Below are 23,096 nucleotides of genomic sequence, written 5' to 3'. Positions count from 1 at the left end.
GCATCGTGGCCAAGGACTATTCGGTTCCCGTACTCGACGGAGAAGGGGACAACGACTACACGCGCTACATGCGGACCGACACGCTGCTGTCGCTCCAGCGCCGCCCCGAGGACATGATCCACCGGGACGAGATGCTCTTCCAGGTCGTCCACCAGTCGACCGAGCTGTGGCTCAAGCTCGCCTGCTACGAGGTCGTGGAGGCCACCCGGCAGATCGACGCCGGGCGGCTCGACACCGCCGCCCGGCTGCTGGGCCGCGCCTCGCTGAGCGCGCGGATGACCGCCGACCAGCTGGAGATGATGCGGCAGCTGGCCCCCTGGGACTTCCAGATCATCCGCACGGTCCTCGGGCACGGCTCGGGCTTCGAATCCCCGGGCTGGAAGACCGCCCGGCTGGTCAGCCAGGACCTGGAGAAGGCGTTCCGGCGGCTGACCGAGGCCCGCGGCACCGACCTCGTCGAGGTGTACCGCAGCGGCCAGGACACTCCGGAGTACCGGCTCTGCGAGGCGCTCATCGACTGGGACGAGCGGATCTCGCTGTGGCGCACCCAGCACTACAAGATGGCCACCCGGGTCATCGGCCACTCCGTGGTCGGCACCAAGGGCGCGCCGGTGGAGTTCCTGGCCAAGCTGATCGGGCACAAGTTCTTCCCCCAGCTGTGGGAACTGCGCACCGAGCTGACCCTGAGCGGTCCGATGGGCGAGGACGAACCGGCGCCCGAGTACGCCGAGTACCTGGAAGGCCCCGCGCGGCCGGTCTGCCCGATGGGCGCGGCCGGGGGCGACCCGCAGGCCGGGACCGGGGCCGGGGCCGGGGCCGGGACGAGCCCGGTATGAACCCCGGCAGTCCCGGCAGTCCCGACAGTCCCGGCGGCAGCTCCCCCGCCATCACCCCCGCCGCCTTCCGCCGTGGCTTCCCGATGCTGGAGCGCACGGTCCACCTGGCCAGCTGCAGCCTCGGCGCCCGCTCCACCGCGGTCGACGCGTCCCTGGAGCGGATGCAGGAGGCCATCGCCGCCCACGGCGCCCCGTGGGACCGGTTCGAGCAGGAGATCCACGCGGCCCGGGAGAACTTCGCGTCGCTGATCGGCGCGGATCCCGAGCAGATCGCGATCCTGCCCAACGCCTCCGTCGGCGCCTACCAGGCGGTCTCCACCCTGCCCCTGGAAGCGCCCCGGACCGAGATCGTCACCACGGTCGAGGAGTTCCCCTCCGTCGCGCACGTCTGGCTCGCCCAGCAGCCGCGCGGCGCCCGGGTCGTCTTCACCGGGGACCGCGACGGCGGGCGGATCGAGACGGCCGACTACACGGCCGTCCTCGGGCCCGGCACCGCGCTGGTCTCGGTCCCGATGTCCACCTACCAGTACGCCGAACGGCCCCCGGTCGCGGAGATCGTCGAGGCCGGCCGCGCCGCCGGCGCGCTGACCTTCGTCGACGCCTACCAGGCCGTGGGCGTGATGCCGGTGGACGTCGCCGAGATCGGCTGCGACTTCCTGGTCGCGGGCACGATGAAGTACCTCGCCGGACTGCCCGGCCTGGCCTTCCTCTACGCCCGTGGCGGCCCGGCCACCGACCGGGACCCGCAGCTCACCGGCTGGTTCGGGCGGGTGGAGCCGATGGCCTTCGACCCGCTGCGGCTCGACTTCCCGGCGGTCGCCCGCCGCTTCGAGACCGGCACCCCGGCCGTGCCCGCCGTCTACGCCGCGAACGCCGCCCTCGGCCTCTTCGACGGGGTCGACTGGGACGACGTACGACGCCACGTCGGGGCCCTCATCGAGCGCGCCGCACGGACCCTGACCGCCCAGGGCGAACGGGTCCGCCGGGCCGAGAGACCCGAACTCCAGGGCGCCCACCTCGGGCTGTACGACACCGACCCGCGCGCCCTCGCCGGCTGGCTGGCCGCGCGCGGCATCGCGGTCAGTCCGCGCGGCCCCGTGGTGCGCCTGTCCTTCCACTACTACAACTCCGCGGCCGACGTGGAGGCCCTCTGCCAGGCCGTGCGCGCGTTCCGCGCGCTGACCGGGCCCGCCCTTCCCGTCCCCGTCCCGCTCCCGAAGGTGAGACCCCCAGCGTGAAAGAGCTGACCGACTGGCTGACCGATCCCGTACCCGGCCGGTTCCCCTACCCCGCCGTGCTCCAGGAGTTCCACCTCGTCGGCAAGCACTTCGTGTGCGACCCGACCCTGAAGTCGCTGGCCCTGGCCCGGGAACGGCTCGCCCCGCAGCCGGCCACCGGCGCCGACGCGGCCGCGCGGCTGCTCCTGGACCGGTTCCTGGACACCGCGCTCGACAAGTGGGACGGGCGCTACGACTACCCGACGTACACCTCCCTCGGGGTGCTGGGCCTGCCCACCGCCGACGACGGCCCGGAGGCCACCGCGGCGGCCCGGGTGACCCGGGACCGGCTGACCGTGCAGCTCCTCGCCGACCTGCTGCGGTTCGAGCTGGCCGCCGCCGAGGGGCGCACGGACTGGCTGCCGGAGATGCGGCCCGACGCGCGGGCCGTGGACAAGCGCCACCGGCTCGCGGTCCGGGTGGCCCGGCCCGCGCTGGAGCGGCTCGGCTTCGGGGACCGGCTCACCGCCGACGACCCCGCCGGGCAGGCCGCCCAGCTGTGGGAGCTGGTCGACGGCGAACTGCTGGACGGGCACGAGCGCCAGGTGCTGCGCCTGAGCATGCTGCCGGTCTACATATCGCACGACGAGCACATGTTCATCCGGGTGCTCCAGACCTTCGAGACGACGTTCGCGCTGCTGGCGCTGAGCATCCGTACCGCCATCGGCCACCTCGACGGCGCCCGCACGGAGCGGGCGGCGGCCGAGCTGGCGGTCGCCGAGAGCGCGCTCGCCGAATCCGCCCCGCTGTTCTCGCTGCTCGCGACCATGCAGGTCGAGTCGTTCCGGGTGTTCCGCGACTTCACCGAGGGCGCCAGCGCCATCCAGTCCCGCAACTACAAGCTGGTCGAGTCGCTGTGCCGGGTCCCCGACCAGGACCGGCTCGACTCCCCCGCCTACCGCTCCACCCCCGAGGTGCGCGAGCGGATCCTGGCGGGCCAGCCGACCCTCGACGAGGCCTGCGCCACCGCGCGGCGCGACCCGCGCTTCACGGCCGCCGACCGCGAGCTGCTGACCGCCTCGATGCTCGGCTTCTCCGGGGCGCTGCGCCGCTGGCGCCAGACCCACTACCGGATCGCCGTGCGGATGCTCGGCACCCGCTCGGGGACCGGCGCGACCGAGGGCACGCCGTACCTCAGCTCCGTACGCAAGATCCCGGTCTTCCGCAGCGTCACCGAGGAGCCGGACACCGACACCCGCACCGCCCCCACCGGCACCCCGAACGAAGGCGAAGCAGCAGCATGAACAACGACCTGATCCCCGTGGGCATCGTCGGTGCCGGCCCCGTCGGCATGGCCCTCGCCGCCCGTCTGGCGTCCTTCGGCATCCCGTCCGTCCTCTTCGAGCGCGACCCCGAGCTGCGCAAGCAGGGCTCCAAGGCGTGCCTGATCCAGGGCGACGTCCTGGAGGTGCTCGACAAGTTCGGCTGCGCCGGGACCATCGGCGCCGAGGGCGTCACCTGGACCACCGCCCGCACCTACGTGCGCGGCAAGGAGATCCGCGCCGCCGAGTACACCCGACGGATCGGCTACGGCCCGTTCGTCAACATCTCGCAGTTCCGCATCGAGCAGCTGCTGCTGGAGAAGATCGAGTCCGAGCCGCTCGCCGAGGTCCGCTGGGCGCACGAGATCACCGACGCCGTGCAGGACGCCGACGGGGTCACGGTCACCGCCGCCACACCGGACGGTCCGCGCACCTACACCTGCCGCTACCTCGTCGCCTGCGACGGCGTACGCAGCCCCCTGCGGGCGCTCACCGGCGTCGCCTGGACCGGCTACAGCCACCAGGACCGCTTCCTCATCACGGACCTGAAGGTGAAGCTGCCGCTCGCCAAGGAGCGCCACTTCCACTACGACCCGCCGTTCAACCCGGGCCGCCAGCTGGTCATGCACCCGCAGCCGAACGACATCTGGCGCATCGACTGGCAGCTCGCCCCGAACACCGACATCGAGGCGGAGCGCGCCGACGGCCGCTTCGACCAGCGGGTGCGCGCGGTCATCGGCGACGTGGACTACGAGATCGACTGGCTGTCCACCTACCGCTTCCACCAGCGCGTGGTGGATAAGTTCCGGATCGGCCGGATCTTCTTCGCGGGCGACTCCGCCCACTCCCTGCCGCCGTACGGCTCCCGGGGCATGAACAGCGGCATCCAGGACGCCGACAACCTCGCCTGGAAGCTGGCCCTGGTCATGCGGGGGAAGGCCGAGGACGCCCTCCTCGACACGTACCACGACGAGCGCTACGCCGCCGCGAAGGAGAACCTGGCCGTCACCGAGGCCACGATCAAGTTCATGGTGCCGCCGAACCTGCTGCGCCGCACGGTCCGCAAGGTGCTGCTCACCCTGTCCCAGCCCTTCCAGGGCGCCCGCGACAAGGTCAACAGCGGCAAGATGGCCGAGCCGCACACCTACGTCGACTCCCCGGTCGTCGAATCGGCCCTGCGCCACCCGCTGCTGGGCGCCTTCGCCCCGGACGCGCGGATCTCCGCCCCCGGCGCGGCCCGGATGCGCGAGCTGTACGGCGCCGGGTTCACCGGCCTGTACTTCGCCCGGGACCGGGAGACCGCCCGCGCCTTCGCCGAACGCGCGCTCGCCGACACCCGCGGCCTGGCCGCCGACCTGATCGTGGTCCTGCGCGAGGGCGAACTGGCCGTACCGGCCGCCGGCCCCGCCGACGACATGCCCGCGGGCGTGACCGTACTGCGCGACCGCGACAGCGTCCTGCGCGCCGCCTACCGGGCCACCGAGGGCACCTGCCTGGTCGTCCGCCCCGACGGCCACCTCGGCGCGCTGGCCGACGCCACCCGCCCGGAGCAGTACGGCGACACGCTCGCCCGCTGCGCGCTGGCCACGGCGGCCGCCGCCGAGGACACCACCGCGGCGGACGCCCGGATCCCCGTCGGCGTCTGACCCGGCCGCCCGGCCACCCCCCCTTCTTCCCCGCAGGAGTTCGCCATGACCGCCCCCCAGCTCCCCCAGCTCCCCACCCACGCCTGGCTCAACGGCACCGTCGTGGACTGGGAGAACTGCACCGTCCACGCCCGCTCGCAGGGCGCCTTCTGGGGCGCCAACGTCTTCGAGGGCCTGCGCGCCTACCGCCGCCCCGACCAGCAGGGCCTCGCGGTCTTCCGCATCGACGAGCACCTGGCCCGGCTGCGCCGCTCGATGAAGTCGCTGCGCATGGAGATCCCCTTCACCGACGAGCAGCTGAAGCAGGGCGTGCTCGACGTCCTGAAGGCCAACGCCTTCGAGGAGGACGCCCACATCTGCGTCGTCTCGTACTTCAACATGGGCCCGAACGGCGACCCGCTCAGCCACACCGACGACGCCGGCGCGCACATCACCACCACCCGCGCCCCGCGCGGCCGCGGCTTCGACGGCGGGCTCTCCGCGACCATCTCCTCCTGGCGCCGGATCAGCGACGACAGCATGCCGCCGCGCATCAAGGCCGGCGCGAACTACCACAACAGCCGTCTCGCCCACCACGAGGCCGTCCGCAACGGCTACGACACCACGCTCCTGCTCAACCAGCGCGGCACCGTCTCCGAGGCCCCCGGCTCCTGCGTGGTCATGCTGCGCGACGGCAAGCTCGTCACCCCGCCCGGGACCAGCGGCGTACTCGAGGGCATCACCGTCGCCACCATCGGCGAGCTCGCCGCGAACGAGCTGGGCATCCCGATGGAGCGCCGCGAGATCGACCGCACCGAGCTGTACACCGCCGACGAGATCTTCGTCGCGGGCACCCTCGCCGAGGTCGCGCCGGTCACCACCATCGACCGGATCCCGGTCGGCGACGGCGGGCCCGGCGTGACCACCCGCAAGCTCCAGGAGCTGTACGACGCCGTGGTGCGCGACCAGCACCCCGACTACCGGCACTGGAACACGATCGTCCACACCACGGAGACCTCCGCATGAGCACCGCGCCCGCCCCCGCCACGGCCGTCCCCGCCACGGCCGTCCCCGACACCGCCCTCGCACCGCTGCTGACCGGCCTGCTCGACGGGTCCGTCGAGGTCGTCGACCTCACCTCGCCGCTGTCCGAGGAGACCCCGCTGATCCAGCTGCCGCCGGAGCGCGGCCAGCCCTGGCCGTTCGCGCGCGAGGTCATCAGCCACTACGACGAGGCCGGACCGACCGTCTACTGGAACAACATCCGCCTCTCCGAGCACACCGGCACCCACTTCGACGCGCCGGTCCACTGGCTCACGGGCCGCAACCTCGACGACGTCTCCCAGGTCCCGCCGCAGCGCCTGGTCGGCCCCGCCGCGGTCCTCGACTTCTCGGCCGAGGCCGCCGCAGACCCCGACTTCCTGCTCACCCGCGCCCATGTGGAGGCCTGGCAGCAGGAGCACGGACCGCTCCCCACGGGCGGCTGGCTGCTCTACCGCACCGGCTGGGAGGCCCGCCAGGGCGACCAGGACACCTTCCTCAACGGCCGGCACACCCCCGGCATCGCCCCGGAGTGCGCCCGCTGGCTCGCCGAGGAGACCCGGATCATCGGCATCGGCGTGGAGACGGTCGGCACCGACGCGGGCCTCGCGGGCGAGTTCGAGGACCAGCCCTACCCCTGCCACTGGTACTTCCACGGCGCCGACAAGTACGGCATCACCCAGCTGCGCAACCTGCACCGGCTGCCCGCCCAGGGCGCGGTGCTGATCGCCGCGCCGCTGCCCATCGTCGGCGGCTCGGGCAGCCCCGCCCGCATCCTCGCCCTCGTGCCCGGCTCCGGCGCCTGACCCGGCCTGACCTGGCCTGACCTGGCCTGACCTGGCCTGATCTCCGGGTCCTCACGCGACACCGCACCCCGGACCCCGGCTTCCCGATTCCCCGATCCCCGATCCCCGCTTCCGCCTCCGCTTCCGGAAGGAAGGGCACCCATGAGCCCGACGCCCGACGCCCTGGCCGCGCTCCGCCGCAGGTCGGTCAACCGCATCCTGGTCCTGCACGGCCTGTCGTCGTTCTGCTACGGCATGGTCTTCCCGTTCATCGGAATCCACCTGGCCGCCCAGCCGGACATCGCAACGGCCGGGGTCGCCGTCTACTACGGCGCGTCCGGTCTGGCCAACCTCGCCGTGTCACTGCTGCTCACCGCCGCGGTCGTACGCGTCCCCCGGCACGCCCTCGGCATCCTCGGCCTGCTCCTGTGGGTCGGCTGCTTCGGCGTGCTGACCGGGGCCACGACCCTGCCCGAGGCGGGCGCGGCGGCCCTGCTCGGCGGCGCGGGCCAGGGCGCCTTCATGGCCGCGATCATCCCGATCGTCAACTCCCTGGTACCGCCCGAGGAACGGCGCGCGGTCTTCGCCCGCCGCTACCAGATCCTCAACGCCACACTGGCAAGCGGCTCCCTCGTGGCCGGGCTGTTCCTCGCCGTCTTCTCCCGGGAGGCCATCGCCTGGCTGCTGCTGGTGAACGCGGCCGGATACCTGCCGGTGGCCCTGGTGCTGGCCCTGGCCCGCAAGGTCCCCGGGATCGCGGAAGCCGGCGGGCCGGGAGAGCCCGCAGAGCCCGGTGACGCCTCGGACACCCCGGGCCCCGCCCCGGCCCCCGTCCCCGCCCCCGCCTTCGGCACCGGCATGCTGATCCGCGCCTCGCTGACCGCCGCCCTCTTCCAGTTCGGCGCGTACCTCTTCGGTTTCAGCCAGTTCGAAGCCACCGCTCCGCTGGTCGCGGACCGGCTCATGGACACCGGCATCGGCTGGATCTCGGTGATGCTCACCGTCAACGTCGTGGTGATCGTCGCCTGCCAGCGCCCCCTGGGGAAGCTGCTGGAGAAGCACTCCGAGGAACGCGGACTGCGCGTCGCCGTCGCCTTCTGGGTGACCGGGTTCCTGCTCGCCTTCGCCACCGCCTTCGGCCCCGGGCCCGTCCAGCTCACCGGCCTGATCCTCTACGCCGCCTTCTTCGGGCTCGGCGAGTGCGCGTACTCCTGCTCGTTCCACCCCTGGCTGATCTCCAAGGTGCCCGACCGCGAGCTGACCCGGGCCAGCGCCCTGTGCAATTCGATGATGGGCATCGGCATGTTCTTCGGGCCCTCCGCGGGCATCGCGCTCATCGGCCTCGGCGACCCCGCCTGGGTCTGGCTGCCGCTGGCCGCCCTGTGCGGGTTCGTCGCTCTGACCACGCTGCGCCGCAAGGCTCGTACCGCCCCCGCCGATCCCGCCGCTTCCGCCGACTCCGGCGCCCCCGCACTCGTACCGGCGGGCTGATCCCCCCGTGACCACCGCAACGGAGAACCCCATGCAGCCCGATGACATCGCCGTCCTCGACCAGCAGATCATCCACCTCGTCGGCCGCCGCGCCGAGGCCGCCCGCGAGCGGACCCACGCCCGCGTCACCTCCGGCGGCGCCCGGACCTCGCTGGCCGAGGAGAACGTGGTCATCGACCGCTACCACGAGGAATTCGGCCGGCCCGGGGTCAATCTGGCCCTGCTGCTGCTCGGCCTCCCGGACCGGCTGCCCCGGCGGTGACGCGGCCGATGGCCGTCCGGTGCTACGTCTACGCCCGTACCCCCGGCCAGGGCACGGACGGCGGGCCCGGGCCCTGGCTGTACGGAGTCCTGCCCGGCGGCGCGCTCACCCTGCCGCACGCACCCGTGTCCGGGGCGGACGATCCGGCCGCGGCCGCGTCGGCGGCCGTACGGCGGCTGACCGGCCGGATCCCGCGGCTGCTCGCGCCGCCGGTGCCGTCGCTGGCGGGCGCCGGGCCCGCCTGGTGGATCCGCTCGCCGCGCGGGGGGCCGTACGCGAGCGAACACGAGTACGTGATGATCCTGCCCGGCGCCCCGCCGCCCGGGCTGGACTGGCCGGCGCCCGGGGACGCGGGAACCCCCGCCGCGGGCGGGCCGGCGCACCCGGCCGGTGCGAACCTGCGGCTCGCGGCCGCGCTCGGCGCCGTGCTGGAGCCCCTGCTCGCCGGACGGCACACCGCCGACGTCGTCCGGGCCATGACCCTGGGCCACAGCCGCCGGGACGTCGGCCCGCCTAGGCCCCGGCCCCAGTGGTGAGCCGGGCGGCGGCGCCCTAGGCGCCCTCGGCGCCCCCGGCCCGCTCACCCTCGCCGTCGATCGCCACGCCCGCCTCGTCCAGGCCGACCAGGTAGCCGATCTGGAAGCGGCTCTTCGCGTCGAAGGAGCGCATGATCTCCGCGACGTGCCGCTGCACGGTCCGCACCGACATCCCCAGCCTGCGCGAGATGGCCTTGTCGTCCAGGCCCTCGGTCAGCAGCCGCACGATCGAGTGCCGCAGGTCGTCCGAGACCTGCTTGGCCCACTCGCGGTCGAAGCCCACCGGGAACGGGTCGGCCGCCCGCCACGCCGTCTCGAACGACGTCACCATGAAGGCCACGAGATTGGGCTCGTACACAGCCAGGGCGTGCGCCGAATTGCCCTGCACGCTGACCACCGCCACCCGGCGGTCGTAGATCAGCATCCGGTCCGGGCCGTCCGCGAGGGTCCGCACCTCCGCACCGCGCTCCATCATCCACTCGGCGAACTCCACCGTGTGCTGGCTGTAGCGGGCCGGGTGCTGGTAGATCGACCGGCTGCTCACTCCCCGTTCGAGCAGCCGCCCCATGCTGCCGCGCGCCTTCTGCAGCGCCTCGGGATCACGCGCGCCGCCCGGCTGCACGTGCAGGGCCTCGGTCTGGCAGCTGTCGGTCAGCTCGTCGATGAGACGTCGTACGTCGTCCAGATCGGTCAGCAGTTCCACGGCCTTGCGCTGCTGGCGCTGCTGGCCCTTCTGGTAGCAGGGCCCGAGCGTCGCGAACGAGGTGCGGATCCGCTCCACGGCCTCCGACTGCCGGCGGATCCTGCGCTCCATCGGCCACAGCAGCTGACCGGCCGCGAACTGCGGCGAGACGACCGCCAGCCGGTTCACGTTCTCGGCGTCCCGGCGCAGCAGCCGCAGCTCTTCCAGCTGCTCCACGGCAGCGAACAGCTCCAGCTCGCCGAGCCCGAGCACGCCCGCCACCTCCTCCGGCGTGAAGGAGGGCAGACCGGCCGCGAACTCGTAGAGCCGCAGCCCGTCCGGGGTCAGCTCCGCCTCCGGAGCCTCAGTGGCTCCGTCCTCGGCGTACTCCATCGACTTCGCCACCCTTCGTGTTTGCGACAGACGTGAATACCGCAGGTCAAGGGGGGTCCCCTGCGGCTCTTGCGGGCGGCAAGCTACTCGAAGACAAGGCAGCCGGACACCACGGATAAGCAAAATCTGGCTGATCCGCGCCGCATGTCGTCACTCAATCCGATGCTGTTCTGACCTATCAGCATGAAAAGGATCCACACAATGCAGTCGATCTCTGCCCGAATCGCCCTGCTCATCGCCGGCGTAGCCGCGGCGTTGGCCCTCATTATCGGCCACTCTCCTGTGGTGTCCAGCTCGGGCCAGACCCTGGCCGGGGACAACGGCTGGTCGGCGCCCACGCTGTCGGCGACGGTGCAGGACAACGGCTGGTCCTAGCCCCTGCCCCCTGCCTTCCGGACCCCGCTCCCCGACCCCGCGGTCCGGTGGAACGCCGAGTCCGGTGAAACGCCGAGGGGCCCTTCCCCCACCGCTCTCGCGGCGGGGGAAGGGCCCCTCAGTGGTTGGCGCTCCGAAGAGCTACCAGGTCAGATCAAGATCAGGCGTTGATCTTGGTGACCTGGCCGGCGCCGACGGTCCGGCCACCCTCACGGATGGCGAACTTCAGGCCCTCTTCCATGGCGACCGGCTGGATCAGCGCGACGGTCATCTCGGTGTTGTCACCGGGCATGACCATCTCGGTGCCCTCGGGGAGGGTCACAACGCCCGTCACGTCCGTGGTACGGAAGTAGAACTGCGGGCGGTAGTTGTTGAAGAACGGGGTGTGACGGCCACCCTCGTCCTTCGACAGGATGTAGGCCTGAGCCTCGAACTCCTTGTGCGGGGTGACCGAGCCGGGCTTGATGATGACCTGGCCGCGCTCGACGTCCTCGCGCTTGATGCCGCGGAGGAGCAGACCGACGTTCTCGCCCGCCTGGCCCTCGTCGAGCAGCTTGCGGAACATCTCGATACCGGTGACCGTGGTGGTGGTCTTCTGCTCCTTGATACCGATGATGTCGACGGTCTCGTTGACCTTCAGGACACCACGCTCGATACGGCCGGTGACGACCGTACCGCGACCGGTGATCGTGAAGACGTCCTCGACGGGCATGAGGAACGGCTTCTCGGTGTCACGCGGCGGGGTCGGGATGGCCTCGTCGACGGCGTCCATCAGGCCGAGGAGCTTGTCGCCCCACTCCTTGTCGCCCTCGAGCGCCTTCAGCGCGGAGACCTGGACGACCGGAAGGTCGTCGCCCGGGAACTCGTACTCGGAGAGGAGCTCACGGACCTCGAGCTCGACGAGCTCCAGGATCTCCTCGTCGTCCACCATGTCGGCCTTGTTCAGGGCGACGACGATGTACGGAACGCCGACCTGGCGGGCCAGGAGCACGTGCTCCTTGGTCTGCGGCATCGGGCCGTCGGTGGCGGCGACCACGAGGATCGCGCCGTCCATCTGCGCGGCACCGGTGATCATGTTCTTGATGTAGTCCGCGTGACCCGGGCAGTCGACGTGGGCGTAGTGACGCGCCTCAGTCTGGTACTCGACGTGCGCGATGGAGATGGTGATACCGCGCTGACGCTCTTCAGGAGCCTTGTCGATCTGATCGAAGGCCGAAGCCGCGTTCAGGTCCGGGTACTTGTCGTGCAGCACCTTGGTAATGGCGGCCGTGAGGGTCGTCTTACCGTGGTCAATGTGACCGATGGTGCCGATGTTGACGTGCGGCTTAGTCCGCTCGAACTTCGCCTTCGCCACGGGGTCCTCCTGGAGAGTGGTTCTGTACGCCTTACAGATTGGCGCCAGGTGATCTTTGCTGGAAAGCCGGTACCCCGGGGCAACGGGAGGGTTGCTCCTGTTGCCCCAGAGGCTCCGGTGACAAGCCTAAAGCGTGTACTCGGAAGAGTTACTCGCCCTTGGCCTTCGCGATGATCTCCTCGGCGACGTTCCGGGGAACCTCGGCGTAGGAGTCGAACTGCATCGAGTAGCTGGCGCGACCCGAGGTCTTGCTGCGGAGGTCTCCGACGTAGCCGAACATCTCCGAGAGGGGCACGAGGCCCTTCACGAGGCGAGCACCGTGACGCTCTTCCATGGCCTGGATCTGGCCACGGCGAGAGTTGATGTCACCGATCACGTCGCCCATGGACTCCTCGGGCGTGGTGACCTCAACGGACATCATCGGCTCGAGCAGTACGGGGGAAGCCTTGCGCGCGGCCTCCTTGAAGGCCTGCGAACCGGCGATCTTGAAGGCGAGCTCCGAGGAGTCGACCTCGTGGTAGCCACCGTCGAGAAGAATGACGCGGACGCCAGTCATCTCGTAGCCCGCGAGGATGCCGAACTGCATGGCTTCCTGCGCACCGGCGTCGACCGAGGGGATGTACTCCCTCGGGATGCGGCCACCGGTGACCTTGTTCACGAACTCGTACGCCGGACCGTCGGCCTCGAGGATCGGCTCGATCGCGATCTGCACCTTGGCGAACTGACCGGTACCACCGGTCTGCTTCTTGTGGGTGTAGTCGTGACGCTCGACGGTCTTGCGGATCGTCTCGCGGTAAGCGACCTGCGGCTTGCCGACGTTGGCCTCGACCTTGAACTCGCGCTTCATACGGTCGACCAGCACCTCGAGGTGCAGCTCGCCCATACCGCCGAGAATGGTCTGGCCGGTCTCCTCGTCCGAGTGAACGTGGAAGGAGGGGTCCTCCTCCGCGAGAGACTGGATGGCGACACCCAGCTTCTCCTGGTCACCCTTGGACTTGGGCTCGATGGCGACCTGGATGACCGGAGCCGGGAAGTCCATGGACTCCAGGATCACGGGTGCCTTGTCGTCACACAGCGTCTCACCGGTCGTGGTCTGCTTCAGACCCATGACGGCGACGATGTCACCGGCGCCCACCGCGGCGATCTCTTCACGCTTGTTCGCGTGCATGCGGTAGATCTTGCCGATGCGCTCCTTCTTGCCCTTGACGGAGTTCAGCACCGAGGTGCCGGCCTCCAGGCGGCCCGAGTAAACCCGGACGAAGGTGAGCTTGCCGAGGTGCGGGTCGCGCATGATCTTGAACGCCAGCGCCGAGAGGGGCTCCTCGTCGGACGGCTTGCGCTTGACGACGACCTCGGCGTCCCGCACGTCGTGGCCTTCGATGGCCTCGACGTCCAGGGGCGACGGCAGGTAGCGGACGACCGCGTCGAGCAGGGGCTGAACGCCCTTGTTCTTGAACGCCGTGCCACAGAACACCGCGGTGATGGTGGCGCCACCCTCACCCTTGGAACCGATGATGATGCGACGCACAGCGGCGTGCAGCTGCTCGACCGAGGGCTCGACGCCCTCGAGGAACAGCTCCATGATCTGGTCGTCGTTCTCGGCGACCGTCTCGACCAGCTTGGCGTGCCACTCTTCAGCGGCTTCCTTGTGGGTGTCCGGGATGTCGACGATGTCGTACATCTCGCCCTTGGTCGCCTCGGCGGACCAGACGAACGCCTTCATGGTGACCAGGTCGACAACGCCCTGGAAGTCCATCTCGGCGCCGATGGGGAGCTGCATGACGATCGGAACCGCACCGAGGCGGTCCTTGATCATGTCGACACAGCGGTGGAACTCGGCGCCGGTGCGGTCCAGCTTGTTGACGAAGCAGATGCGCGGCACGCCGTAACGGTCGGCCTGACGCCACACCGTCTCGGACTGCGGCTCCACACCGGCGACACCGTCGAACACGGTGACGGCACCATCGAGGACGCGGAGCGAACGCTCCACCTCGACGGTGAAGTCGACGTGACCCGGGGTGTCGATGATGTTGATGGTGTGGTCAACGTCTTCGAGCGGCCAGTGGCAGGTCGTCGCGGCAGACGTGATCGTGATGCCGCGCTCCTGCTCCTGCTCCATCCAGTCCATCGTGGCAGCGCCGTCGTGGACTTCACCGATCTTGTAAGACACACCGGTGTAGAACAGGATGCGCTCGGTGGTGGTCGTCTTACCCGCGTCGATGTGAGCCATGATGCCGATGTTGCGCACCTTGGCCAGGTCAAGCGAAGTGGTAGCCATATCGGCTCAGTCTTCTCTCGGTCTCGATGTGGGTTGGGACTACCAGCGGTAGTGCGCGAAGGCCTTGTTGGACTCGGCCATCTTGTGCGTGTCTTCGCGCTTCTTGACAGCGGCGCCAAGACCGTTGGACGCGTCCAGCAGCTCGTTCATGAGGCGCTCGGTCATCGTCTTCTCGCGGCGGGCGCGGGAGTAACCCACGAGCCAGCGCAGCGCGAGGGTCGACTGACGACCCGGCTTGACCTCGATCGGCACCTGGTAGGTGGCGCCACCGACGCGGCGGGACTTGACCTCGAGGGACGGCTTGACGTTCTCGAGCGCGCGCTTCAGCGTGATGACCGGGTCGTTGCCGGTCTTCTCGCGGAGGCCTTCCATGGCGCCGTAAACGATGCGCTCGGCGGTGGAGCGCTTGCCGTTCAGGAGGATCTTGTTGATGAGCGACGTCACCAGGGGAGAACCGTAGACCGGGTCGATGATGACCGGGCGCTTCGGGGCGGGGCCCTTACGAGGCATTTCTACTTCTCCTTCTTGGCGCCGTAGCGGCTGCGGGCCTGCTTGCGGTTCTTGACAGCCTGGGTGTCAAGCGCACCGCGGATGATCTTGTAACGAACACCCGGCAGGTCCTTCACACGGCCACCACGCACGAGCACGATCGAGTGCTCCTGCAGGTTGTGTCCCTCACCCGGAATGTAGGCCGTGACCTCGATGCCGGAGGTCAGACGCACACGCGCGACCTTACGGAGCGCCGAGTTCGGCTTCTTCGGGGTGGTCGTGAACACACGCGTGCAGACGCCGCGACGCTGGGGCGAAGCCTCAAGCGCGGGGGTCTTTGTCTTCTCGACCTTGTCCTGCCGGCCCTTACGGACCAGCTGCTGGATCGTAGGCACTACTTCTCCGGTTTCTGTGTGCCGTGTAGTGAAGCTAACCTGGAACATTTGCCGACCCACGCGGTCGGGTGTGTCGTACCCGCTCAGCCCCCGCTCAGCGCGGAGACCCTACGGATAACGGTGGCCAGTTGCGGCTCGCATGCGGTTGATGGACACGCACGGGAGCCCAGGCACACCCCAGGCACAAGGTCTGAGCGTACCTACCGCATTCACTCCGGTCAAAACAAATGCCCCGGCCGGGGCGACCGCCCCCGTAGGCGCAGGTCGCGGCCGCTTAAACTACCCGAAACCAACCATCATACCGATCACTGAGCAGCGCGCATCGGCGAGCACAGGAGCGAGACATTGGGCACCGTGGCATCGGAGCGGTCAGCGGTCGGCGGCCCGCCCCCTGAGCCCGGCCGGCCCGCCCGCCGCCGCTCGCGGCAGGCCCTGCGGCGGCTGTACGCGCCCCTGCTCGCCTTCCTCGTCACCTCGGCCGCGTTCTGCTCGGCCTGGGCGCTGCGGGGCACCTTCCCCTTCGGCGACACCGGGCGGGCCCTGAACGACCAGGCCAACCAGTACGTGCCCTTCCACCGCGCGCTCTGGGACCTGGTGCACGGCCAGGCCGCCGGGGACCTGCTGTTCACCTGGCGCGGCGGCTTCGGACAGCAGTTCCTCTCGGACTACTACACCTACCTCGGCAACCCGGTCTCCTGGCTGACCGTGCTGGTCCCGCGGGCCCACGTCGACCTCGCCGTCTTCCTGGTCACCCCGCTCACCATGGGGCTGGCGGCGGCCCTGATGGCCGTCTACCTCGGCAAGCTGGTCCCCGGCCCCTGGTGGCAGCGCGGGGTGCTCGGCGCCTGCTACGGGCTGTGCGGGTGGGCGCTCAGCGACGCCTCGTACATCCCGATGTGGCTGTGGGGCCTGGTGGCGCTTCCCATGCTCGGGATCGCGGTCGAGTGGTGCCTGGAGGAACGCCGCTGGCCCTCGGTCGCGGTCCTCGTCGCGCTGGCCTGGTACGGCAACTTCTACACCGCGATGATGGCCACGATGGCGGCCTGCGTGCTCCTCGCCATCCGTCTCATCACCCGGGACATGGAGTCCGGTGCGCGGTTGCGGGCCGTGTGGCGCGCGGCCACCGCCGCCGCCGTGGGCATCATGCTCACCCTCCCGCTGCTGCTGCCGTCCTTCCTCTCCAGTGGCGCCGCGCAGCCCACCGAGGCGTCCTCCTTCACCCCGCAGCGCATCGAGGTCTTCCTGACCGGGATGCTGCCCGCCACCCACCTGTGGGGCGGCCGGCCGCGGCTCTACATCGCCTCGCTCGGCCTGATCCTGGCCGGGTCCTTCCTGCTGAACACCGCCATCGCCCGGCGCACCCGGCTGGTGTGGGGCGCCGCGATCGTGCTGGTGGCCGCCTCCTTCCAGTTCCCGCCGACGCAGTACGTGTGGCACGGCCTGGCGGTCCCGAACGGCAACCCGTACCGCGAGGCCTTCGTCTTCAGCGGCATGCTGGTGATCCTGGCCTGGCTCGCGCTGGCCCACCGGCCGCGCCCGCTGCACCTGGCGCTCACCGCCGCGCTGCTGGTCGTGGCCACCTTCGTACTGCGCCACACCAACGACTTCGGCGGCTACACCTGGGCCGCCGTCCTCGGCGGCGGCGGGGTCTCGCTGCTCGCCCTGCTGCTGCTGGGCATGGGCGAGAAGCGCCGTGTACTGGTCCCGGTCGCGGCGGCCTTGATGGTCGGCGTGGTCTTCGCCGAATCCACCCTGGCCGCGGTGAACGCCGACTCCCGCCGGGCCCGCGAGCGCTGGGCCACACCGGCCGCGACCTCGAACCGGTCGATCACGAACCACTTCGACGCGGTCCGCCAGGTGGACGGCTGGCCCACATACCGGACGGATTCGGGCGCGCCGCAGACCTCGTACAACGACGCGCTGGCCCTGCGGGCGGAAGGCCCGCAGTACTACAGCAGCTACCTCCCCGAGGCGACGTACAAGGCCCTCGAACCCCTCGGCTACGGCTTCAAGAACGACGGCCGGACCTTCTTCGGCGCCGACAACCCGGTCCTCGACGCGATCTTCTCGATCGGCGCGCGGGTCCGCCCGGGCGACACCGCGAACAGCTGGACGGGCACCCGCTTCCCGGCCCCGCCCCTGGTCACCGTGCGCACCGCGCCCTTCACCTCGCCCAACCCGCCCGACAGCGTGTACGCGCACCAGGAGAACGTCCTGGGCGCCGCCGTGTACGACGTCCCCGAGGTCACCCGTACCGGGACGGACACCGCACAGACGTACACCGCCCGCTGCACCCCCGGCTCCGAGCTGTTCTGGTACTCCCCCGCCCTCTACGGCACGGTGGTCACGGACGGCACCCGGCGCCCCATCGAGGACAAGGTCACCGGCGTCATGGGGCTCGGCCCGGTCCCCGCCTCCGGCAAGGTCGAGGTGACGGTGGAGACCCAGACCCGGGCCTTCGCCCCCCGCTCCCCCGTCGGCTGCCTGGACCGCCCGAAGCTGACGGCGGCCGTGGCCCACCTGACCGCCACCGGAGCCACCAAGGTCACCGCGGGCGGCCACTCCATCGAGGCCACCCTCCCCCGGGGCGCCTCCGGCACCGCGGTCTTCGCGATGACCGACGTCCCCGGCTGGCAGTGCACGGCGGGCGACGCCACCGCCACCCCGGCCTCCTTCCACGGCCTGGTCTCCCTCCCGGTCACCCCGTCCACGGGCAAGGTGGCATGCACCTTCACGCCCCGAGGCCTCACCCCGGGCCTGACAGCCGGCGCCCTGTCCCTCCTGGCCCTCCTCTCGGTCACGGTGACCTCCCGCCGCCGCAGGGGCGCGGGCGGCTAATACCGTCGTTCCGGGACCGCCCGAACCCGGTGTTCAGTACATTGACCGCCCTGATCACCGGGCGGGGGGCGGCAGCGGATGGGCGCGGACACACACGTCACGAGCGGGGACGGCGGGCTGGACGATCGCGTCCCCTTCCTCGCCCGGCTGGAGGGCGCGGACGGCGCGGCGTTACGGGCCCTGGGCCGCGAGGTGACCTATCCGCCCCGTGCCGCCCTGCTCCACCAGGACGAGCCCACGGCCCACGTGCTGCTGGTGCTGCACGGCTGGACCAAGGTCACGGCCGCGCACGCGAACGGGTACCAGGCACTCCTCGCCCTCCGCGGTCCGGGCGACATCATCGGCGAATCCGCGGCCCTCACCCGGCGGCCCCGCTCCGCGACCGTCACCGCGCTCGAACGCGTCCGCGCCGTGGTGATCGAGCACGAGAGCTTCCGCCTCTTCCTCGGCCGCAACCCCGAGGTCTTCTTCCAGCTGGCCGCCCTCGTCTCCGACCGGAACCGGGCGTCGGACCGGCGCAGCCTCGAGTTCGCCTCGCTGAGCGTGCGCGAGCGCCTGGCGATCCTCCTCCTGGACCTGGCCCAGATCCACGGCAGACGCACGGACGAGGGCGTCGAGGTGGGGGTCCCGCTGACGAAGCAGGAGCTGGCGGGGGCCGTCAGCGCGTCGCGCGAGATGGTCCAGCGCGCGCTGAAGGACCTCCGCGACCGCGGGGTCGTCAGCACGGGCCGCCGCGCGCTGGTGATCGTACGGCCGGACGTCCTGCGCCGGATCGCCCGGGCCCAGCCACCAGCGGGCTGAGCACCGCCGTCTTCAGTGCACACGGTCACACTCCGGCAGCGTCATACGACCTCACGCCGTGGTCCCGTACTGCCGCACGCTCCTCCCATGACGACGAATCCGCCGACGGCACACCCGCTCCCTTACTCGATCCTCCTCATCGACACCGAGCGCTTCAGCGACCGCGACGACGTCCAACAGGGCTATCTGCGCCGCATGCTCTACGGCATCGTCGACCGCTCCCTGCAGGCCGCCGGAGTCGACCAGACCGTGCGGCTGCACGAGGACCGCGGCGACGCGGTCATGGAGCTGATCGACACGTCGGTCCCGCTCACGACCCTGCTCCGCACCCTGCTCAGCCACGTTCCCGCCGAACTCCACGCAGTGAACCGACTGGCGGCCGAATCGGCTCGGATCCGCCTGCGGACGGTCCTCGCGACCGGCTTCGTCACCCTGGACGGCCACGGCTGGGTCGGCTCGGACCTCAACGAGGCATGCCGCCTGCTGGACGCCGACCCGCTGCGCGCGGCGCTCCGGGAGAGCTCGGACGACTACGCCCTGTGCGTCTCGGAGTCGGTGCACACGGGCATCGTGCGCCACAACCACCTCGGGATCCGGTCGGAGGACTTCACCCACGTCACGTTCCCCAGCAAGAACGGCCCGCTGGGCGCCTGGCTACGCGGCCCGCTCCCGGCCTCGCCCTCGGCCCCGGGGCCCGCTGCCGCCGCCCCCGCTGCCGCCGCCCCGGCTGCCCCGGCACCCGAGCCCCCGGGCCTCGCCTTCCGGGGGACCAACCACGGTGTCGTCGCGCACCAGGTACAAGGCAACATCAGCTTCGGCGACCCGGGCGGCCGGAGGTGAGCGACGAGGCCGAACCCCAGGCTGTGGACCAAGCCCAGGGCGCACCAGAAGAATCGGAACAACAGACCCAAGAGGCGTGGGACGCCCTCCGCGACCTGGACGCCCACGCCCCGCACTTGATGAGCTTCGACGGCGTGAACCACGGCGTCGCCGCCCACCACATCAGCGGTGGTGTGCATTTCCATTCCTTCGGCGGCTACGGGTCCGCCGTGACCACATCGGGGAGGCTGCCCCAGGAGACCCTGGACCGGTTGGCGGACGGTTTCGTCACGGACGGTACCTGCTTCCACGCCCTGGTGCAGCGGCTTCGCGATGAGCACGTGCTGGTCCTGACGGGACACCCGCACACCGGTCGCCGCACCACCGCACTCATGCTGCTGCGCGCGGTCGGAGCCGCTTCCGTGCAGTCCGTGGACCGTGCCACCAAACCGGAGGACATCCTCCCGGACGAGCATTGCGGCCACGTGGTGTTCGACCTGGAGATCACCCGCCAGCTGCCGCTGCGCGAAACCCAGCTCCTCACGGTGCGAGACCGACTGCGCGGCAAGGGTTCGTACCTGGTGATCACCACGGGCCACAGCCCGTACGTCGAGGACACCATCGAGCGAGCCCACTGGACGCCGCCCCCCGCACGAGCGGTACTCGCCGCCCGGCTCGACCGGCAGGTGGACGCGCCCACGGCACAGCGGCTGATGGCCCTGCCCGCCGTCACCCGGTTCCTCGCCCAGGAGAACCAGCTGCGCGAGGTGGTCCCGTACGCCGACGTCCTCGTCCAGGACGACAAGAGCGCCATCGAGGACTACGCCCAGCTGGCTCTGGAACGCCAGGTCCAGGAGTGGTTCGAAGAGGCCGAGGACACGCTCTCCCTGCGGGAGAAGTCGTTCCTGATCGCACTCGCGGCCTTCAACGACGGCCCCTACGCCCTGACGGCCGAACTCAGCGACCGGCTCTTCGAGGGGTTGCGCAGAACCGGAGACCCCCAACACGGTGAGCGCATTCCCGTGTTCGGTACGCACATCGGCAAGCGGCTCGAGATCGCCCGTGCTGCTCTCCGGTCGTCGGACGAGCAGACCGAATGGGGAGTGGTCCGACAGGAGAACGCCTACTTCAAGGACCCCAGGACGGCCCCCGTGCTGCTGAAGCAGGTGTGGACGGGCCACCCCGACGCCCGCCCGGCGCTCATCACCTGGTTGGGCCAGCTCTCCACGGACGGTCGCCCCTTCGTCCGCACCCGCGCCGCCGCCACCGTGGCCGTTCTCGCCCTCACCGACCTGCCGTCGACCATGGCGCTGATCATCGAGCGCTGGGCCGCGGCAAAGGACTCCCGGCAGCAGCTGACCGCGGTCAGCGCCCTCACCTTCGCGTACCGGTTCGACGTCCCCAACATCGCGAAGATCGTCGATGTCTGGAGCACCGACGGCGAGGCGGCGAAGCGCTGCTGGGTAGCCGTCCGCGCGCAGGGCCTGATAGGCCCGGATCGGCCGGTCGATACCCTCGCGGCTTTGCGCGCCCAGGCCCGTACGCAGCACCAGCTGACGAAACCCGACGAGCACATCGTCAGGGAGCTCTCCCATTCCGTGGCCCTCTTGCTACTCTCCGCCGCCGCCGAAACGGTCCTGGCCGAGCTGAACCGCACCCTGGACGACCATCCCGCCACGCGGGCCCTCGCTCTGAACGGGTTCCTCGTGGCCTGTCCGCAGAGCGACAACGGGCGCTGTCCGACCCTGCTCGTCCGGTCCACCGAGTCCGACAGCGGCGCAGACGGCATCGCCCGACTGCTGCGCACCGCCCTCGGCGACCGCGAGCACAACCGCGCCGCAGAGGACGTGATGCACGGATGGGTCCGGGCGGCCGATGTCGATTCCGGTACCGAGAGGGCCCTGGCCGCCCTGCTTCCCGCCCTCGTCACCGATCCCCGCGAGGCCGCCCGGCTCCATCACCTGCTCGGCGCCGTGCCGGGGCTCGACGGCCGTCCCCCGCCCGCGGCGGCTGGCCGACTGCGCGCCCTCGTCCCCAGCCTCGCCACCGCCACCGCCTGAGAGGAGCCCCTCGTGGACAACCCGTTACTGCGTGTACCCGACTGGGACCAGCACGCCGACCGGCACACCCAGCTGATCGATCCGGTCCTCACCGTGCGCCAGCTCGGCCGGTTCGACCTCGTCCGCACGATCCCCACCCGCATCGACAACGCCTTGGTCTGCTCGACCGCGCGCGGCACGTACGACACCTATCTGCCCCCGCACCGACCGCGCGGAGCCCGTCACCGATACACGGCCGTCTACGAAGTGGACCTCGGCATCCACCGGGTGCGCGAGCAGATCCTCCTGCCCAGCAGTGACGACGCCCACGAGTTCGACGTGGCCGTGGATCTCGACTGGCAGGTGACCGACCCGGCCCTGTTCGTCCGCAGCGGCCAGCGCGACGTGCCCCGGCTGCTGCTGGGTGAGCTGGAACGGGCCGCCCGCCCGGTGGCCCGCGGGTTCCCCATCGCGGCGAGCGCCGCCGCCGAGGCCGCGGTGCTGTCCGCCGTTCGGGACCACGCGCCGCCCGGCGAGGAAGCGGGCCTGCGCGTGCGGTGGACCGTACGGGTACGACGGGACGCGGAGAACCTCGCGCACGCGCGACGCATCCAGGGCATCGAGCACGAGACGACCGCCAGCGTCCTCGCGCAGCAGGGACAGCTGGAGGTCCAGGAGTACGAGGCCAAACGCATCGCCTTCTACCAGGAGTACCTGGCGCGGGGCGGAATCGACGCCTGGGCCATGCACCTGGCCCGAAATCCCGCGGACTCGAAGGCGGTCCTGGAAGGTCTCGCCCAGGACCACGAGCACCGGCTCGATGCGCAGCTGAAGCTGGTGACGGCGGTGCTGGACAAGGGCGGCGCCGAACCCTTCGAGCTGGAGACGCTCAGGAGGCTGTCGATCAACGCCGCCGCGCACGGCATTCTCGGCCAGTTCGCCCCCGCGGAGCCGCCCCCGGTCGAACGGTCGGTTCCGGAGCACCCCGACGGCCCCGGCGGCGCCCGGTGAGCGACGACGAGAACGGGCCCGCCGCCCGGCTGCTGGCCGACCTCCGGGTCGAGATAGCCCGGGCCGACAGCAAGGCCGCCCTCCTGGTCGGCGCCTTCGGGATGACCGCCGGAGCACTCAGCTCGCAGCTCGCCGGGCGTCGCTGGCAGCCGGACGAACTGTCGACACCCGGGCAAGCCGTTTGGTGGGCCGGAGCGGGAGCGCTCGCACTGGCTCTGCCCGCCCTGCTGCTCGCCGTACTCCCCCGGTACCTCACCACCCCGTGGCAGACCGGGGTCCCCCTCTCCTACTTCGGTGACATCGCCTCCGCGGACCGGCAGGGCCGGCTCCAAGAGGCCCTGGCCGCCACCGACCGGGACCCCGGCGGCGCGCTGCGCGCGGCTCTCGCGGCGAACAGCCGGATCGCCGTCCGCAAGCACCAGTGGATCCGGACCGGACTGCTCGCCTTCTGCACGGGCGTACTCCTGCTGCCCGCGGCCCTGCTCATCGGCTGACCGGAGGACCACG

The 23,096-nt window shown here is 71.0% G+C and carries 21 protein-coding genes; 16 read left to right on the top strand and 5 right to left on the bottom strand.

From position 1 onward, the window contains the following. Positions 1-5: 5 nt before the first annotated feature. From ABT084_RS19930 to ABT084_RS19890, 9 genes are all read left to right on the top strand, one after another. Positions 6-836 carry a tryptophan 2,3-dioxygenase family protein gene (locus ABT084_RS19930; protein WP_351045424.1) on the top strand — a complete coding sequence of 277 codons (831 nt, stop codon included), beginning with the start codon at positions 6-8 and terminating at the stop codon, positions 834-836. After that, positions 833-2,074 (top strand): aminotransferase class V-fold PLP-dependent enzyme, encoded by a 1,242-nt coding sequence (locus ABT084_RS19925; RefSeq protein ID WP_351045423.1) that lies wholly within the window; start codon positions 833-835, stop codon positions 2,072-2,074. Before ABT084_RS19930 ends, ABT084_RS19925 begins: the two co-directional genes overlap by 4 nt. Beyond that, on the top strand, positions 2,071-3,357 hold the full coding sequence (locus ABT084_RS19920) for a tryptophan 2,3-dioxygenase (protein ID WP_351045420.1): 1,287 nt from the start codon (positions 2,071-2,073) through the stop codon (positions 3,355-3,357). The genes ABT084_RS19925 and ABT084_RS19920 overlap by 4 nt, the downstream gene beginning before the upstream one ends. Next, positions 3,354-5,021: an FAD-dependent monooxygenase gene (locus tag ABT084_RS19915; RefSeq protein WP_351045417.1), complete on the top strand. Its 1,668-nt coding sequence runs from the start codon at positions 3,354-3,356 to the stop codon at positions 5,019-5,021. Before ABT084_RS19920 ends, ABT084_RS19915 begins: the two co-directional genes overlap by 4 nt. Positions 5,022-5,066: 45 nt before the next feature. Further along, the gene (gene ilvE / locus ABT084_RS19910) at positions 5,067-6,026 is read left to right on the top strand and encodes a branched-chain-amino-acid transaminase (protein WP_351045415.1); all 960 of its coding nucleotides are present in this window, start codon (positions 5,067-5,069) and stop codon (positions 6,024-6,026) included. Next, positions 6,023-6,847, top strand: a complete 825-nt coding sequence (locus ABT084_RS19905; protein WP_351045413.1) for a cyclase family protein — start codon at positions 6,023-6,025, stop codon at positions 6,845-6,847. The genes ilvE and ABT084_RS19905 overlap by 4 nt, the downstream gene beginning before the upstream one ends. A 141-nt stretch (positions 6,848-6,988) precedes the next feature. Then, on the top strand, positions 6,989-8,317 hold the full coding sequence (locus tag ABT084_RS19900) for an MFS transporter (RefSeq protein ID WP_351045411.1): 1,329 nt from the start codon (positions 6,989-6,991) through the stop codon (positions 8,315-8,317). Positions 8,318-8,324: 7 nt separating this feature from the next. Then, the gene (locus ABT084_RS19895) at positions 8,325-8,579 is read left to right on the top strand and encodes a chorismate mutase family protein (RefSeq protein ID WP_351045408.1); all 255 of its coding nucleotides are present in this window, start codon (positions 8,325-8,327) and stop codon (positions 8,577-8,579) included. Positions 8,580-8,587: 8 nt separating this feature from the next. Continuing rightward, complete coding sequence (locus ABT084_RS19890) at positions 8,588-9,115, top strand: hypothetical protein (RefSeq protein ID WP_351045405.1); 528 nt, start codon at positions 8,588-8,590, stop codon at positions 9,113-9,115. A gap of 16 nt (positions 9,116-9,131) precedes the next feature. Here ABT084_RS19890 and ABT084_RS19885 read toward each other — a convergent pair whose 3' ends face one another. Then, positions 9,132-10,202 carry a LuxR C-terminal-related transcriptional regulator gene (locus ABT084_RS19885; protein ID WP_351045403.1) on the bottom strand — a complete coding sequence of 357 codons (1,071 nt, stop codon included), beginning with the start codon at positions 10,200-10,202 and terminating at the stop codon, positions 9,132-9,134. A gap of 189 nt (positions 10,203-10,391) precedes the next feature. On the opposite strand from ABT084_RS19885, the gene ABT084_RS19880 reads away from it, so the two are divergent. Then, the gene (locus tag ABT084_RS19880; protein ID WP_351045401.1) at positions 10,392-10,565 is read left to right on the top strand and encodes a hypothetical protein; all 174 of its coding nucleotides are present in this window, start codon (positions 10,392-10,394) and stop codon (positions 10,563-10,565) included. A gap of 160 nt (positions 10,566-10,725) precedes the next feature. Here the strand turns inward: ABT084_RS19880 and tuf are convergent, their stop codons facing one another. The 4 genes from tuf to rpsL all read right to left on the bottom strand — a co-directional run bounded on the left by tuf (position 10,726) and on the right by rpsL (position 15,081). Further along, complete coding sequence (gene tuf, locus ABT084_RS19875) at positions 10,726-11,919, bottom strand: elongation factor Tu (RefSeq protein ID WP_351045399.1); 1,194 nt, start codon at positions 11,917-11,919, stop codon at positions 10,726-10,728. Positions 11,920-12,067: 148 nt separating this feature from the next. After that, positions 12,068-14,197 carry an elongation factor G gene (gene fusA, locus ABT084_RS19870; RefSeq protein ID WP_351045396.1) on the bottom strand — a complete coding sequence of 710 codons (2,130 nt, stop codon included), beginning with the start codon at positions 14,195-14,197 and terminating at the stop codon, positions 12,068-12,070. Positions 14,198-14,236: 39 nt separating this feature from the next. Then, complete coding sequence (gene rpsG, locus ABT084_RS19865; protein ID WP_330332013.1) at positions 14,237-14,707, bottom strand: 30S ribosomal protein S7; 471 nt, start codon at positions 14,705-14,707, stop codon at positions 14,237-14,239. Between the two features lie 2 nt (positions 14,708-14,709). Next, positions 14,710-15,081, bottom strand: coding sequence for a 30S ribosomal protein S12 (gene rpsL / locus ABT084_RS19860; protein WP_007265893.1), 372 nt, complete (start codon positions 15,079-15,081; stop codon positions 14,710-14,712). A 354-nt stretch (positions 15,082-15,435) separates the two neighbouring features. On the opposite strand from rpsL, the gene ABT084_RS19855 reads away from it, so the two are divergent. The 6 genes from ABT084_RS19855 (at position 15,436) to ABT084_RS19830 (ending at position 23,083) form a co-directional block, all read left to right on the top strand. Continuing rightward, the gene (locus ABT084_RS19855) at positions 15,436-17,919 is read left to right on the top strand and encodes a YfhO family protein (protein ID WP_351045393.1); all 2,484 of its coding nucleotides are present in this window, start codon (positions 15,436-15,438) and stop codon (positions 17,917-17,919) included. 78 nt (positions 17,920-17,997) lie between these two features. Beyond that, positions 17,998-18,720: a Crp/Fnr family transcriptional regulator gene (locus tag ABT084_RS19850; RefSeq protein WP_351045391.1), complete on the top strand. Its 723-nt coding sequence runs from the start codon at positions 17,998-18,000 to the stop codon at positions 18,718-18,720. An 87-nt stretch (positions 18,721-18,807) separates the two neighbouring features. After that, the gene (locus tag ABT084_RS19845; RefSeq protein WP_351045388.1) at positions 18,808-19,560 is read left to right on the top strand and encodes a hypothetical protein; all 753 of its coding nucleotides are present in this window, start codon (positions 18,808-18,810) and stop codon (positions 19,558-19,560) included. Between the two features lie 23 nt (positions 19,561-19,583). After that, positions 19,584-21,599 carry a hypothetical protein gene (locus ABT084_RS19840; RefSeq protein WP_351045385.1) on the top strand — a complete coding sequence of 672 codons (2,016 nt, stop codon included), beginning with the start codon at positions 19,584-19,586 and terminating at the stop codon, positions 21,597-21,599. Between the two features lie 12 nt (positions 21,600-21,611). Then, positions 21,612-22,589 carry a hypothetical protein gene (locus ABT084_RS19835; RefSeq protein WP_351045383.1) on the top strand — a complete coding sequence of 326 codons (978 nt, stop codon included), beginning with the start codon at positions 21,612-21,614 and terminating at the stop codon, positions 22,587-22,589. After that, a complete protein-coding gene (locus tag ABT084_RS19830; protein WP_351045380.1) occupies positions 22,586-23,083 on the top strand; it encodes a Pycsar system effector family protein in 498 nt (165 codons plus the stop codon). The genes ABT084_RS19835 and ABT084_RS19830 overlap by 4 nt, the downstream gene beginning before the upstream one ends. Positions 23,084-23,096 lie beyond the last annotated feature (13 nt).

The organism is Streptomyces sp. NPDC002138, from assembly GCF_040296485.1.
In the GTDB taxonomy this organism is placed as follows: domain Bacteria; phylum Actinomycetota; class Actinomycetes; order Streptomycetales; family Streptomycetaceae; genus Streptomyces.
This window is presented reverse-complemented; position numbering and strand designations above follow the sequence as displayed.

Excerpts from the sequence above, each read along its gene's own strand:
- ABT084_RS19925 (WP_351045423.1), top strand. The coding sequence starts at position 833 with ATGAACCCCGGCAGTCCCGGCAGTCCCGACAGTCCCGGCGGCAGCTCC.
- rpsG (WP_330332013.1), bottom strand. The coding sequence starts at position 14,707 with ATGCCTCGTAAGGGCCCCGCCCCGAAGCGCCCGGTCATCATCGACCCG.
- ABT084_RS19890 (WP_351045405.1), top strand. The coding sequence starts at position 8,588 with ATGGCCGTCCGGTGCTACGTCTACGCCCGTACCCCCGGCCAGGGCACG.
- fusA (WP_351045396.1), bottom strand. The coding sequence starts at position 14,197 with ATGGCTACCACTTCGCTTGACCTGGCCAAGGTGCGCAACATCGGCATC.
- ABT084_RS19900 (WP_351045411.1), top strand. The coding sequence starts at position 6,989 with ATGAGCCCGACGCCCGACGCCCTGGCCGCGCTCCGCCGCAGGTCGGTC.
- ABT084_RS19845 (WP_351045388.1), top strand. The coding sequence starts at position 18,808 with ATGACGACGAATCCGCCGACGGCACACCCGCTCCCTTACTCGATCCTC.
- ABT084_RS19905 (WP_351045413.1), top strand. The coding sequence starts at position 6,023 with ATGAGCACCGCGCCCGCCCCCGCCACGGCCGTCCCCGCCACGGCCGTC.
- ABT084_RS19915 (WP_351045417.1), top strand. The coding sequence starts at position 3,354 with ATGAACAACGACCTGATCCCCGTGGGCATCGTCGGTGCCGGCCCCGTC.
- ilvE (WP_351045415.1), top strand. The coding sequence starts at position 5,067 with ATGACCGCCCCCCAGCTCCCCCAGCTCCCCACCCACGCCTGGCTCAAC.
- ABT084_RS19850 (WP_351045391.1), top strand. The coding sequence starts at position 17,998 with ATGGGCGCGGACACACACGTCACGAGCGGGGACGGCGGGCTGGACGAT.
- ABT084_RS19880 (WP_351045401.1), top strand. The coding sequence starts at position 10,392 with ATGCAGTCGATCTCTGCCCGAATCGCCCTGCTCATCGCCGGCGTAGCC.